We start from the raw sequence: 13,238 nt of genomic DNA, 5'->3' as shown, positions 1-13,238 counted from the left end.
ATGGCGACCACCCCCGGCCTTGTCCAGTTTTGAGCCGCAGGCTCGCGACTAAGGGATGAAATTCATGCTGCAAACGCTGACTGAACGCCTGTTTGACGACAGCGACCGGACCGACCTCGACCCCTTCGCCGTGTTCGAGGAGTGGTTTGCGCTGGCCCAGGAGTCGGAACCCAACGATCCGAACACCATGGCATTGGCCAGCGTCGATGACGATGGCCTGCCCGATGTGCGCATGGTGCTGCTCAACGCCCGAGACGCGCGCGGGTTCAGCTTCTTCACCAATTTCGAGAGCGAGAAGGGGCGGCAGCTACTGGCCCATCCCAAGGCCGCCATGGCGATGCACTGGAAATCTTTGCGCCGGCAGGTGCGGATGCGCGGCCCGGTCGAAGTAGTTTCTTCCGAAGAGGCCGACGCCTATTTCGCCAGCCGTCCCAAGGGCAGCCAGATTGCCTCCTCGGTGTCGGAGCAGTCGCGCGTGCTCAACAGCAAGATGACCCTGCTCGACCGCGTTTCGGAGATGGCGACGCGCATTGACGACGGCCCGGTCGTGCGGCCGCCGCACTGGTCAGGCTTTCGCCTCGTGCCGACCAGTATCGAATTCTGGAAGGACGGCGAGTTCCGGCTGCATGACCGCGTGCGGTTCACGCGGGACGGGGTGGACCAACCCTGGACGAGCGTTCGGCTTTATCCGTAGGGTCCGCGCCCGTGATGGGGCCTGGTGCGGCCCCACCTTCCCAATCCCCGCCACCTCGCCTAAAACCCAAGAGTGTGAGGGATGCGATGGTTTGGGGTGGGACAGAGGAGCAGCCGGTGCCGGTGGTATTCACCGGGACACGGCGCGAACTGGGTGGCGTGCTGCTGCGCGGCTATCTGCTGCTGGTTCCCACCATCGGGCTCTACCGCTTCTGGCTGACCACCTGGAAGCGGCGCTTCTACTGGTCCCATACCGAAATCGCCGCCGATCCGCTGGAATATACCGGTAATGCGGTGCAGTTACTGCTCGGCTTCCTGATGGCACTGGCGATATTCGTGCCGCTCTACGGGCTGTTCTTCTATTTTTCCACGCTGTCTTCGCAGGCCGCCATTGTCGGCTATGGTGGGGTCGGCATCCTGCTGTGGTTCCTCACTGGCTATGCCATCTACAGGGCGCGCGACTTCCGGCTGTCGCGCACGCTGTGGCGCGGCATTCGCTGCGACCAGGGCGGCAGCGCCTGGAACTATGCCTTCCGTCGCTTTTTCTGGTCGCTGCTGGTGATCGTGACGGCGGGGCTGGCCTATCCCTTCATGGCCGCCAATCTGTGGACCTATCGCTATCGCCACAGTTGGTATGGCGACCGGCAATTCAGCTTTGTGGGGACTTGGCGGCAGCTCGCCCGGCCATTCTATCTCGCCTATGGCATCGTCCTTGTGATTGGGGCGAGCGGGCTGGGCCTGGGCTCGGCCATGGGCGCCTTCAGCGGCCCGCCAGACCCCGTTGGCTTCCTACCGCTGATGCTGGCTGCCCTGCTGATTGGCCTGGTGTTTCTCTACTATCGCTCGCGCGAGCTGACGCAGATGTTCTCCTCGGTGCGGTTGGGCGAGGCAGCGCTGACGGTCAAGGTGCGGGCGCGCAGCCTTACCGGGCAGCACGCATTGTTCGGCCTGGGACTGGTCGCGAGCTATATCGTGCTCGCCATTGGCGGCGTGGTGGTGCTGGGCGTGGTCGCGGGCAGCGCCTTTGCCGGTGGGCAGTTCGACCTTGAGATATTCATGCAGCACATGCAGGGGAGCCTGGTAACCCTGCTGGCCATCATTTTCGGCTACCTGCTGATCCTGGCGGCCTTCAGCCTGATGGCCGAGCTTTTCCTCGGCCTGGGCCTATGGACGCTGGTGGCGCGGGGCGCCACCATTACCGGGCTCGACAGCCTGCACAATGTGCGGGCGCGCGATGAAGACAAGGCGCTGGCCGGCGAAGGCTTGGCCGACGCGCTCAATGTCGGAGCCTATTGATGCCCATAGCAGCACGTTTTCACGATGGGCTGGTGGCCGAGATACACGCCGTCGCGCTCGAATACGAGGCCATGGGCCCCATGGGTACGCTGGTGATCCGCCGCAGCGCGGACGGTGTCGAGCTTGGTCGCTGGCCCGCCAGCGCGCTTTACGCGCTGCATGGCCGCCGCGACGAATTGCGGCTGGGGGCCAACGGCCAGCCCGCGGGTGCGCGCGTGGTCGTGCAGGGTCACCAGGACGTGGCGCGCGTGCTTGCCACGCTGCCGGTGCTGACCGAAAAGCGGCGGCAGGAAACGGGGCGGCAGGTGCGGCTCGCGGTGACGGCGACCGTGGCGCTGGCCTCCGTCATCGCCGCCTATCTCTATGGCGTGCCGCTACTGGCCAGCCGTATCGTCGGCATGGTGCCGCCCGCCTGGGAGGCCAGCCTGGGCGAAACCGTGGCCGAGCAGATGGAAGCCAGCCTTGGCGAAAGCGGCGGGTTGCAGCTCTGCGATGCCGATCCCGATAGCCTGGCCAACCGCGCCATTGCCCGCTTCGGTGCGGCGGCGCTGGCCGGATCGGGCTCACCCTTCGAGCTGGATATCCGCGTCGTCCGCTCCGACATTCCCAATGCCTTCGCCCTGCCGGGCGGACAGGTGTTCTTCTTTTCATCGCTCCTTGAACAGGCCGAGACGCAGGACGAATTTGCCGGCGTGCTGGCCCATGAAATCGGGCACGTGGCCTATCGGCACGGCATGGAACAGCTGATTTCGACGGCCGGGACGGGCGCGCTGATCGGCTTCATCCTCGGCGACATGACCGGCATTTCGGTGGCGGCAGGTCTGGGCGCGACCATGATCGACGCCCGCTTCTCGCGCGATGCCGAGCGGCAGGCCGATGCCTTTGCCGCACTGGTGGCGCAGCGGCTGGATTTCAATCCGGCGGGCCTCGCCGATCTCATCAACCGCGTCGGTGCCGACGACGAATTCGCCCGTGCCCTGGCGCTGCTCAACACCCACCCGCTGACCGAGGACCGCAAGGCGGCGCTGGAAATTTTGAGCCAGCAGCGCCCCACCGGGCTCGAGCCGCCCTTCACCGCCGCCGAATGGACCGCGATCCGCCGCATGTGCGGCGGCGCTGCGCCCGCCATTGTGCCAAAGGCCAAGAGCAAATGATCGCCTGGCGGCCAAATCTTCAAATTCGCGCAACACCTTGCCGCTAATCTTCGGGCGCCAGTGAAGGGGCTGCGGTGCGCATACTGATCCGGACATCGAGATGGGCCATTTGGGCGCGCCGACTGGGCAGCATCGCAGTGCCGCTCGTCGTCATCTCGGTGGTGCTGCATCGCCTGCGGCTCATCACCAGCGATCTGTTTGTCGTGACGGCATTGGCAGCATGCCTCGTGGCGCTGCTGGCCGTCGCCATCGCGCTGATCGCCCTGGCGCGACTGTGGCAGACCGGCGATCGGGGCTGGGACAGGGCGTTGGTCGGGCTGTTGTTCGGGCTCAGCAGCCTCTTGCCCTATGGCTGGTATGCCAGCCTGATGCTGCGCTATCCGGCCGTGACCGATATCGCCACGAGCGATCGGGGACCGATGCCACTGGTGTTCGAGCCGGGAACGGCAATGATGCCGCCGCCCAAAATGCTGTCGGCTCCCGAACTGGCGGTGGAATTTCCCAATGTCGAGCGTCGCCTCTATCCGCTCGGCCTGGTGCCGACCTTTGCCGTCGTCCGCGACCTGGTCGATGACCGGGGCTGGGAGATCAGAATGCTGCGCGAACCGGGGGCCGGTGCGGATGTGGGCCAGCTCAACGCCCAGATCGTGACGCTGCCCGGCTGGCGCGAGGAAGTGGTGGTCCGGGTGACCGGCACCGACACCAATGCCGTCGTGGACATGCGGTCGGCCTCGCTCAATGCCCAGCACGATTTCGGCTCGAACGGGCGCCGCATCGAGACATTTCTCGGCGCGCTGGACGACGCGGTGACCACCCTGCTGCGCGACAATCCCAACGCCAACCAGCCGCTCGAGACGGTTCCCGAGGACAACGTGGCGCCGGACCTGCCGGTAGTGATTAGGCCCTAAATCGCGACGCGCGTGCCGAACGGGCCGCGGCTGACCTTCAACTGGCCCAGGCTTTCGAGATATTCGACATGCGCTGTGATGGTCATGCGGGCGGCGAGCCGCACCGGCAGGGGCTGGTCCGGGTAGATGACTGCCACGATGGCCGGGACGCTGTTCGCCCCGGCCCTGACCGCGGCGATGACCTGTTCGTTGCGCATCTGGCGATGGGCCCGAAGGGCGGTTGCATAGGCCGGGCCATCGGCGATGGGGCCGCCATGCGCGGGCAGATACTGGCGGCAGGGCAGGGCGATAACCTTGTCGAGCGAGGCGAAATAGTCGGCCATGGAGCCATCGGGGACCGAGACCAGGGTAGAGTTCCAGCCCATCACATGATCGCCGCTAAGCAGAGTGGAGCCAATGGCGAAGGCCAGGTGATTGGCGCAGTGCCCCGGCGTGGTGTGGACGGTGACGGCAAGGTCACCGGCACTGATGGCTTCGGCATCGACCAGGGTGCGGTCGGGCACCAGATCCCAGTCGCAGGACCGGCGGATGGGGTTGCGCTCGAATCGGCGCAGCGGCCGCGACAGCCGATGGCGGCCGCCAAACCACAGCGGGGCATCAAGCGCCTGCGCCAGCCGCGCCGCCAATGCGCTGTGGTCGCGGTGGGTATGCGTCACGATGATGCAATCGACCGGCCTGCCGGCAATAGCCCGAACCAGCGCGGCCATGTGGACGGGGTCGTCCGGTCCCGGATCGACCACTGCAAGGCGTTCATGCCCCAGCAGAAAGCTGTTGGTTCCGGTAAAGGTATAGGCGCTGGCATTGGGCGCGGTGACGCGGGTAATACCTTCAGCCACCGCGACCGGTTCACCGGTCTGTGGTAGAAAGCTTCTGTCGAAGGACAGGGCGGGGGCGGGCGATGCCATTGCACTCACTTTACCGAGAGAATAAGAAGTCGAGACCTGAATGACAGAGCGGCCCGGGAGGGGACGCCGGTTCAGACAAGCATGGAAGGTATGAAATGGCCGTGACTTTGACCACGCCCAACACGCTCCTCGGCATATTCCAGCCCAAGGGCGATGCCGCCAAACTGGCCGCCAACATTGCCACGGTCGTGCTCGGCACGCTGCTCATCACCATCTGCGCCAAGATCAACGTGCCGGTTTGGCCCGTGCCGGTGACCCTGCAGGGCTTTGCCATTGCCGCGCTCGCCGCCGCTTTCGGCATGCGCATCGGCGTCGCCACCGTGGCGCTCTATCTGCTCGAAGGCGCCTTCGGCCTGCCGGTCTTCGCCACCGGCGGCGGCCTTGCCTATATCGCCGGCCCGACGGGCGGCTTCCTGCTCGGTTTCCTCGTCATGGCCGCCATCATCGGCTTTGCCGCCGACCGCGGCGCTTCGGGCAAGCCCCTGACGCTGTTTGCCGCCATGCTGGTGGCCGATGCGGTGCTGCTGGTGCTGGGCTTTGTCTGGCTGCTGGCGCTGTCCGGCCAGGCCGGCTGGATCGACCAGAACGACGTGGTCGCCTCGGCCTTTGCCAAGGCTATCCAGCCTTTCATCGTCTGGGATATTCTGAAGATGGCTCTCGCTGCGCTGACCGTTACCGGCGCCTGGAACCTCTTCGCCAAGCGCTAAGCCACTCCGATCTTTTTTCACGAAAGCCGGCCCCAGCGGCCGGCTTTCTTTTTTGCGAGGCAGCATGGCGGTCAATCCCTGGCAATTGCTCGATACGGCCACCGTGCCCGGCGGGGAGGGCACGCTTCGCCTGATGCGGCGCGGCAGTGAATTTTCCATCATGGCCGGCTCGACCTCGCTGATGAACAGCCGGATGAGCGGCTCCGAGGAGGCCCTGGCGAGCCTCGCCTGGGAGCGGATCAGCGGTCAGAAGCACCCCCATATGCTGATCGGGGGCCTCGGCATGGGCTTCACCCTGCGCGCCGCCCTCGCCATCCTGCCGGCCGAGGCGAGGGTCACAGTTGCCGAACTGGTCCCCGCCGTCGTCGCCTGGGCGCGCGGCCCGATGGCCGAGGTGTTCGGCGCCGGCCTCACCGATCCGCGCCTGACGATCCGCGAGGCCGATGTCGGCGCCCTGCTGAACGGGGAAAAGCTCTATGACGCCATTCTGCTCGATGTCGACAACGGCCCCGAGGGCCTGACCCGAGACGCCAATGACAAGCTCTATACCGTAGCCGGCCTGCGGCGCACCCTACGGGCGCTGCGCGATGGCGGGATGCTGGCCGTCTGGTCATCCCACACCAGTGCGCCCTTCACCAAGCGGCTGGCCACGGCGGGCTTTGACGTCGAGGAGGCCAGGGTCCGCGCCCGCGGCGCCAGGGGCGGCGAACGCCATCACATCTGGCTGGCCACCAAAAGCGCAAAAGCGGCCCCACGGCCAACAAAAAACCCGACCTCCTGAGAGGCCGGGCTTGATTGGTCGGAGTAGAGTGATTCGAACACTCGACCCCCTGCTCCCGAAGCAGGTGCGCTACCAGGCTGCGCTATACTCCGTCAGGAAGGCGACACGGGATTGTATGGCGGCGCCGCATTTTCAGCGATCGCTGCCAGTCGCGATGCGCCGGGTTATAGCCGCGCTTGCCATCGCGTTCAAGCGTCTCGCTCAGGGATTTTGCGGGGTCAGCGGTCGTGTTGCGAAGCACTTCCAAAACGTGTAGGAACCGCGCCAGTTGGGGCGTCGCCAAGCGGTAAGGCACCGGTTTTTGGTACCGGCATTCCCAGGTTCGAATCCTGGCGCCCCAGCCAACCTCCATCAGTTAAGCTATTGACGTCGCAGTATTATGCTCCTCGTGCGCAACCCGGAGCCGACTTTGGAGTCAAGCTGGATCGCGGTCATCGCTCGTCGGGGCGGTATCCGCACTGGCCGGTCGGACAGCCACCGCGTCGTGCGGTGACAGTGTTGGGCCGTCGTCCCTGGCCAGCAAACTGACACACCGTTCGGTGAAGCCGACTTGCGTGTGAGGGCGCTGCCCGGTATATGGCAGCCGTCAGTCATTGTGATCTGGCAGACGTTCTCAGGGCGGGGTGCAATTCCCCACCGGCGGTGTTTGCGCTTCGGCGCATCAGCCCGCGAGCGCTTGTCTCTTCGGAGACAGGGTCAGCAGACTCGGTTCAATTCCGAGGCCGACGGTATAGTCCGGATGGAAGAGAACACATGATCGGGTGACCTCGTTTCCGGTTTCAGGGAACGGGGCGAAGCCGTCATTAGCCCTGGGCTGCGTCTTGGTTTAGCAAGACGAACAGGCATGGACAGGGCACAGAGTTCTCCAGACGGGCCATTATCGAGCAGCGTCATCGCGGCAGCCTTCGGCAATGCGCTCGACTTGGCCAGCCAATGGCGAGGCTCCACCGCGCCCAATCCGCCCGTCGGTTGCGTCCTGCTTGATGCATCGGGCGATATATTGGCCGCTGCTGCTCATCACAGGGCGGGTGGACCGCACGCCGAAGCGCTCGCCATCTCGCTCTGCCGCGCCAACGGAACCCTCCATCGCATCCACACCGTGGTAGTGACCCTTGAGCCCTGTAACCATGCCGGGCGAACGCCGGCCTGTACGGGCGCCATCCTCGAAACACCTGCGCGTCACGTATGGATTGGGACCAGAGACCCCAATCCGCTCGTTGTGGGTGGCGGTGGCGAGCATCTTGCCGATGCGGGCCTGTCAGTACATGCCCTGGTTGACCTGGACGATCCAGCCGCGCCCCAACTCGCCGAGGCGGCGGCCCGCCTGATCGCGCCCTTCGCCAAGCACGCGGTCACGGGAAAACCGTGGGTGACGGTCAAGCAGGCGCTCGACCGCCATGGCAGCATGATCCCACCCGCGGGGCAAAAAACCTTCACATCCGGCGCCTCACTCGATCTGGCGCACCAATTGCGCAAGCGGGCCGACGCGGTCCTCACCGGGTCCGGAACGATCCTGGCGGACACGCCTGAATTTACCGTCCGAAGGCTGCCAGATTTCCCGGGCAAGCGACGCCACCTGGTCATTCTCGACCGGCGCGGTCGCGTGCCGGCGTCCTATGTCGAGGCGGCGCAGGCGCGCGGCTTCCTGGTGTCGATAGAAACCGACCTTGCCGACGCGTTGACCCAGCTCGGTCGGGCCGGGTGCCTCGAGGTTCTGGTCGAGGCGGGCGTCGACCTCACCCAATCTATACTGATCAGCCCGCACTGGGACGAACACGTGCTGATACGCCAGCGTCCCGATCCTGCAGCGGACGACGACATCACCGTCCGTTACCGGGCCAACTCCGAACCGCATTGAGAGGTATCCATGTTTTCCGGAATTATTGAACGATTGGCACCCGTAATCGGCGTCAGCCAGCAAGGACGAACCCGCGTCCTGGTTCTCCAATCGGGTTGGGATGACCTGTCTCTGGGTGAGAGTGTCGCGATCAACGGAGTTTGCCTGACGGTCACCCATCTCGAAGCGGGTGGGGCAGCCACATTCTTCGTCAGTCCCGAAACCACGGCGCGCTCCAGCCTTGGCCGGGTCGCAGAAGGCGACCGGCTGAACCTGGAACGCTCCGTGCGCCTGGAAACCCGGCTATCGGGCCACCTCGTCCAGGGCCATGTCGATGGAACGGCACGGCTGGTTGCAGTGACACCTGAAGAGGGAGCTTATCGGCTGGAATTGGCGCTGCCTGCCGCACTGGCCCGCTACTGCGTCGAGAAGGGCTCGATCGCGCTCGACGGCATCAGCCTCACTATCAACAGCGTCAGTCCCACCTCCGATGGCTCAGCCATCATCGGCATCACCATCATCCCTCATACCTGGGAACACACCAACCTGCACGCCGCCCGCCTGGGCGACGAGATCAATGTCGAGGTCGACGTGATTGCGAAATATGTGGAGCGCCTATGCCAGCCCTATCCAAAGCCCTAGAACGCCTTCGTCTGGGCGGCATGGTAATCCTCGTCGATGACGAGGACCGCGAGAACGAGGGCGACCTCATCGTCGCTGCCGAGTTTGCCACCCCTGAAGCCGTCAATTTCATGGCGACCCATGGGCGCGGTCTCATCTGCCTGGCCCTGACCGGCCAGCAGGTGGATCGGCTTCAACTGCCTGCCATGACCACAGCCAACAAGGCGCGCCGATCGACTGCATTCACGGTTTCGATCGAGGCACGAGAAGGCATTACTACCGGCATTTCCGCCCACGATCGGTCCCGCACGATATTGGCTGCCGCGAGCCCAAACGCCGAGGCTGCCGACGTCGTGTCGCCGGGCCATGTCTTTCCGCTTCGGGCTGCGGAGGGCGGTGTTCTCGTGCGGAACGGTCATACTGAAGGGGCAGTTGATCTGATGCGCCTCGCCGGCCTCCAACCCGCAGCAGCCATTTGTGAGATCATGCGCGATGACGGTGCGATGGCAAGACGCCCCGATCTGGAACTTTTCGCCGCGCAACACGACTTGCCCATCCTGACCATTGCCGATCTTGTTGCACATCGCTGCAAGACCGAGTTGCTGGTCGAGCAGGTGGCGTCGGCGGATTTGCCATCATCCCTGTCGGGCGATGCGATGCGGGTTCATGCTTTTCGCAGCCTGTTGGATGGCACTGAACACCTGGCAATGGTCAAGGCGCCCATGGCGGAAGCGCCTCTGGTGCGGGTTCATTCCGAGTGCCTGACGGGGGACGCCCTGGGCTCGCTGCGGTGTGATTGTGGCGCACAGCTGCAAGAGTCACTGCGCATGATCGGCGAGTCAGGAGGCGTTCTGGTCTATTTGCGCGGCCAGGAAGGCCGTGGCATCGGCCTCGCCAACAAGATCCGTGCTTACGCGCTGCAGGACGGAGGTCGCGACACAGTCGAGGCCAATACCGATCTCGGTTTTGCGGCCGATGCCCGCGATTACGCGATTGCCGCCCAGATCCTTCGAGCACTCGATGTCGTCGCCATCACGCTGTTGACCAACAATCCACAAAAGGCCGAGACGCTTAGGGCCAACGGCATCGATATTCGCGAACAGCAGCCTCTGATCATCCCTCCCAATCCGTTCAACCTGCGCTACCTCGAAACCAAGCGCGAGAAGTTCGGCCACACCCTTACCCACCAAAATTGAAAGCCGGATATGACCGACACCAATGCTTCCTCTGCTCTCCGCATCGCCATCGTGGTGAGCCGCTTCAATCAGGATGTGACCAACGGACTTCTCTCCGGCGCCCGCGCCAGCCTTGCCGATAACGGCATCAACCTGTCCGATCGTGACATCTATTCCGCACCCGGCGCGTTCGAAATTCCCTTGATTGCGCAAAGCTTGGCCAGGACTGGCAAATACGACGGCGTGATCTGCCTGGGCTGCGTCATCAAGGGCGATACCGCCCATTTCGAATATATCAGTCAGGCGGCAAGTACCGGCTTGATGGCAGCCTCGCTGGCGACGGGCGTGCCGCTGACCTTCGGTATCCTGACGACCTATACGGACGAACAGGCAATCGTGCGCAGCCGCGACGATTCCCATAACAAGGGGCGCGAAGCCACTCTTGCCTGCCTTGAGGCGATCCAGACCCTGGCTGCCGTCAAGCAGCACTGAGGTGTTGCGCGATGGGCAACCTGCCAGATGGTTTCCAGCTCGGCACCCTGGGGCACCATACGGTCCACTGGGCGCCCGATCGGGGGGCAGTCATGACCCTGCCCCGGGCGGCGCCCACATTCTCTAGGTCGACAGCACCGTCAGGACATCGGAGCGATACACCTCCGTGCTCGACGCCAGGGCGATGTTGGGCTGGGTTGCCAGACCAGCATCGTGTCTTGGGGATAGATCGGCGATCACCACCACCTCATCGGCGCCATGACGGCGCCGAAAGGCAAGCACCGACGGGCCAAGCTCGAGGGGGTCGTAGCTGCCTTCGGCAAACACCTGCGGCAACCGGCGGCGGAGCTGCAGCAGCGTCTGCGTCAGCATCATCTTGTCGTCGCGCTGGGCCATGGGACGGGCCAGTCGCCGCGCCAGGGCCGCAAAATCGAGCGGGCGCCGGTTGTCCGGGTCGACAAAGCTCTGTTCCCAGTCCTCGGCACCACGATAGATGTCCGGCACGCCCGGGATTGTCAGCTTCAGACCCAGCTGGATCAATGCCTTGCGGCGGCCGATATCGACCAGAGGCAATCGCGCAGCGTGGAAACTGCTCAAAAAGTCCTGATTGGCCAGCGCCGCGTCGATGAATGCGGACACGCGGCTTTCGTAGTCCGAGTTGTTGACGCCCCAGTCGCTTCGCTGCCTTGCCTCCCGCAGCGACTTGGTCATGGCGGCCTTGATGCGCTCAGCAAAGCCCTCGGACTTGCCCTGGATCGGCCAGCCGCCAAGCAGCAGCTGGAACAGCAGATAGAGGTCGTTGGCTGCGATTGCTTCCCCGTCATCGGCCGCGAGAATGCTCCGCCATTCGCGCGTCGCCATGCGCCAGAGATCTGGGTCGCCGGCAATTGCCGCGACGATGGCGCGTAGGTCTTCACCACGCTTGGTGTCGTGCGTCGAAGTCAGGATCATGCAGGCCGGATGGGTGGCGGCGCGGCGGCGATTGCTGTCGTGGAAGGCAGCGACGGAGATGGCGAACCGGTCCGGATGGGCCCCCACTTCATTGAGTGCGACCAATCGGTTGTAGCGATAAAGCGCGGTGTCCTCGAGCCCCTTGGCCATGACCGGCCCGCTATATTGCTGGAAACGGCCGACCGCGGCTGCGACCGGCTTCGGATCATACTCGTGGCCCAGCCGGCCGCAGAGCAGAGCCCCGACAAAATCGAACAGCGCCGGCGGCAGGTGCGAGGCAGAACGCCGGGCCTTGCCGATGGCGACCCCGATCTCGCGCCTGTCGCGGTCAGACGTCCCCATGTCGTCCGCATAGATGCGATAGACCTCAAGCTGGGCGATGGTTTCGCGCAGGGCGCGACGCAATCCGGCCTCGGTCAGGTCGGCGGTGGCGCCTGCCGACCAGGCTATGGCGGCCACATCCCGGGCGAGCGCGGCCAGCTCGGCCGCCAGCTCATTGTCCATCACCCGCAGCTTGCAGCGATAGGTTTCTTCAGCGGGCTCGTCCACGGCGCCGACAAACGCCTGATAGGCCGCGCTCACGGCCGGTTCAGCGCCCGCCGGCATGAGGACGCGGGTCAGCTGCGCACCCACTTCGTAGCCGGTGGTGCCCTCCACCGGCCAGTCGCCGCGCAACTGCTCATGCGGCGCCAGGATCTTCTCCACGATAAGGTAAATGGGCCTGGACGAGTGCTCACGCAGCTTGGCGAGATAAGATTTGGGATCAAGCAGTCCGTCGATGTGATCGATGCGCAGACCGTCCACCAGGCCCTCCTCGATCAGGTCGAAGATCAAGGCATGGGCGTACTCGAATACATCCGGCCGATCGATGCGGATGCCGGCCAGGTCGCTGTTGATGAAAAACCGCCTGTAGTTGACCTCGTCAGCCGCGACAGCGTGGTGCGCGAGCCGCCAGTGCTGGCGGGCAATCAGCGCGTCCAGTGCCGACCAGGAGCCAGGCTGACCCGGATTGCCGGTATGGGTTGCAATCGCCGCATCGGCAGTGCCATGGCGCTGGATCAGCTCGCATTCATCCTCAGGACGGATGGGCAGCTTGTGATCGTCCCCTACCCACAGGGCAAAGCCACCGGCATCGGCTTTCAGCTGCAGGTGACCGGCCGACAGGCTCTCGGCATAGCTGGCGCCGAGAAATGGCACCAGCAGCTTGCCGTCCATGCCGGGCCGGGGCGGGTGCCAGTCAATGTCGAACCAATCGGCGTAGCGACTCGCTTCGCCGTGTTTGAGCACATCGAGCCATAGGTCGTTGTCTGCCCCGCCCACGCCCATGTGGTTGGGCACGAAATCGAGAATGATGCCCATGTCGTGCTGTCTGAGCGCGGCGGCCAGGGCGCGAAAATCGTCCAGCGATCCGAGCTCCGGATTGATCTGCTGATGATCGACCGTGTCGTAACCATGCGTGCTGCCGGGCCGCGCCTTGAGGATGGGGGAGAGGTAGGCGTGACTGACCCCGAGCGCATTGAGATAGGGTGCCAACGCCTGCGCGTCGGCGAAGGTGAAGTCACTGTTGAGCTGCGGCCGATAGGTCGCGCGGGGCGGGATCACGCCCGATCCCCGGTGGGCAGAGCGTCGCAGCAAGGCGTCTGGGAGATCATGAGCGGTCCGAGCAGGGGAGCAATTGCCACAACGAACCGCGCCCAAGTCGGTTCCAGGCCTCAACA

12 protein-coding genes, 2 tRNA genes and 1 riboswitch are annotated in these 13,238 nt (G+C 64.7%); of the genes, 11 read left to right on the top strand and 3 right to left on the bottom strand.

Annotated elements, in window-relative coordinates:
- The first annotated feature begins 64 nt into the window (after positions 1 to 64).
- From pdxH to V6M52_RS06280, 4 genes are all read left to right on the top strand, one after another.
- Positions 65 to 694: a pyridoxamine 5'-phosphate oxidase gene (gene pdxH / locus V6M52_RS06295; RefSeq protein ID WP_332686245.1), complete on the top strand. Its 630-nt coding sequence runs from the start codon at positions 65 to 67 to the stop codon at positions 692 to 694.
- Between the two features lie 116 nt (positions 695 to 810).
- A complete protein-coding gene (locus tag V6M52_RS06290) occupies positions 811 to 1,989 on the top strand; it encodes a DUF898 family protein (RefSeq protein WP_332686246.1) in 1,179 nt (392 codons plus the stop codon).
- Positions 1,989 to 3,143, top strand: a complete 1,155-nt coding sequence (locus V6M52_RS06285) for a M48 family metallopeptidase (protein ID WP_332700435.1) — start codon at positions 1,989 to 1,991, stop codon at positions 3,141 to 3,143. Before V6M52_RS06290 ends, V6M52_RS06285 begins: the two co-directional genes overlap by 1 nt.
- A gap of 137 nt (positions 3,144 to 3,280) precedes the next feature.
- Positions 3,281 to 4,051 carry a DUF1499 domain-containing protein gene (locus V6M52_RS06280; RefSeq protein WP_332694096.1) on the top strand — a complete coding sequence of 257 codons (771 nt, stop codon included), beginning with the start codon at positions 3,281 to 3,283 and terminating at the stop codon, positions 4,049 to 4,051.
- On the opposite strand, the gene V6M52_RS06275 is transcribed toward V6M52_RS06280, so the two are convergent.
- The gene (locus V6M52_RS06275) at positions 4,048 to 4,956 is read right to left on the bottom strand and encodes an MBL fold metallo-hydrolase (RefSeq protein ID WP_332694093.1); all 909 of its coding nucleotides are present in this window, start codon (positions 4,954 to 4,956) and stop codon (positions 4,048 to 4,050) included. The genes V6M52_RS06280 and V6M52_RS06275 overlap by 4 nt on opposite strands.
- A gap of 95 nt (positions 4,957 to 5,051) precedes the next feature.
- On the opposite strand from V6M52_RS06275, the gene V6M52_RS06270 reads away from it, so the two are divergent.
- Positions 5,052 to 5,663 carry a biotin transporter BioY gene (locus tag V6M52_RS06270; RefSeq protein WP_332694088.1) on the top strand — a complete coding sequence of 204 codons (612 nt, stop codon included), beginning with the start codon at positions 5,052 to 5,054 and terminating at the stop codon, positions 5,661 to 5,663.
- A 64-nt stretch (positions 5,664 to 5,727) separates the two neighbouring features.
- Positions 5,728 to 6,444 carry a spermidine synthase gene (locus tag V6M52_RS06265; protein WP_332700434.1) on the top strand — a complete coding sequence of 239 codons (717 nt, stop codon included), beginning with the start codon at positions 5,728 to 5,730 and terminating at the stop codon, positions 6,442 to 6,444.
- 15 nt (positions 6,445 to 6,459) lie between these two features.
- Here the strand turns inward: V6M52_RS06265 and V6M52_RS06260 are convergent.
- Positions 6,460 to 6,536 (bottom strand) — tRNA-Pro (locus V6M52_RS06260).
- A gap of 177 nt (positions 6,537 to 6,713) precedes the next feature.
- Between V6M52_RS06260 and V6M52_RS06255 the strand changes: the two genes are divergently transcribed.
- The 5 genes from V6M52_RS06255 (at position 6,714) to ribH (ending at position 10,569) form a co-directional block, all read left to right on the top strand.
- Positions 6,714 to 6,788: transfer RNA gene (locus V6M52_RS06255), tRNA-Gln, on the top strand.
- A 261-nt stretch (positions 6,789 to 7,049) separates the two neighbouring features.
- Positions 7,050 to 7,199, top strand: a riboswitch (FMN riboswitch).
- Between the two features lie 89 nt (positions 7,200 to 7,288).
- The gene (gene ribD / locus V6M52_RS06250) at positions 7,289 to 8,302 is read left to right on the top strand and encodes a bifunctional diaminohydroxyphosphoribosylaminopyrimidine deaminase/5-amino-6-(5-phosphoribosylamino)uracil reductase RibD (protein WP_332700433.1); all 1,014 of its coding nucleotides are present in this window, start codon (positions 7,289 to 7,291) and stop codon (positions 8,300 to 8,302) included.
- Between the two features lie 9 nt (positions 8,303 to 8,311).
- A complete protein-coding gene (locus tag V6M52_RS06245) occupies positions 8,312 to 8,923 on the top strand; it encodes a riboflavin synthase (RefSeq protein WP_332700432.1) in 612 nt (203 codons plus the stop codon).
- Positions 8,899 to 10,098 (top strand): 3,4-dihydroxy-2-butanone-4-phosphate synthase, encoded by a 1,200-nt coding sequence (ribB, locus tag V6M52_RS06240; RefSeq protein WP_332700431.1) that lies wholly within the window; start codon positions 8,899 to 8,901, stop codon positions 10,096 to 10,098. The genes V6M52_RS06245 and ribB overlap by 25 nt, the downstream gene beginning before the upstream one ends.
- Before the next feature lie 9 nt (positions 10,099 to 10,107).
- On the top strand, positions 10,108 to 10,569 hold the full coding sequence (ribH, locus tag V6M52_RS06235; protein ID WP_332694076.1) for a 6,7-dimethyl-8-ribityllumazine synthase: 462 nt from the start codon (positions 10,108 to 10,110) through the stop codon (positions 10,567 to 10,569).
- A gap of 123 nt (positions 10,570 to 10,692) precedes the next feature.
- Here the strand turns inward: ribH and treY are convergent, their stop codons facing one another.
- On the bottom strand, positions 10,693 to 13,122 hold the full coding sequence (gene treY, locus V6M52_RS06230) for a malto-oligosyltrehalose synthase (protein WP_332700430.1): 2,430 nt from the start codon (positions 13,120 to 13,122) through the stop codon (positions 10,693 to 10,695).
- Between the last annotated feature and the right edge of the window lie 116 nt (positions 13,123 to 13,238).

The sequence above is a fragment of the Devosia sp. genome (assembly GCF_036676215.1).
In the GTDB taxonomy this organism is placed as follows: Bacteria; Pseudomonadota; Alphaproteobacteria; order Rhizobiales; family Devosiaceae; genus Devosia.
This window is presented reverse-complemented; position numbering and strand designations above follow the sequence as displayed.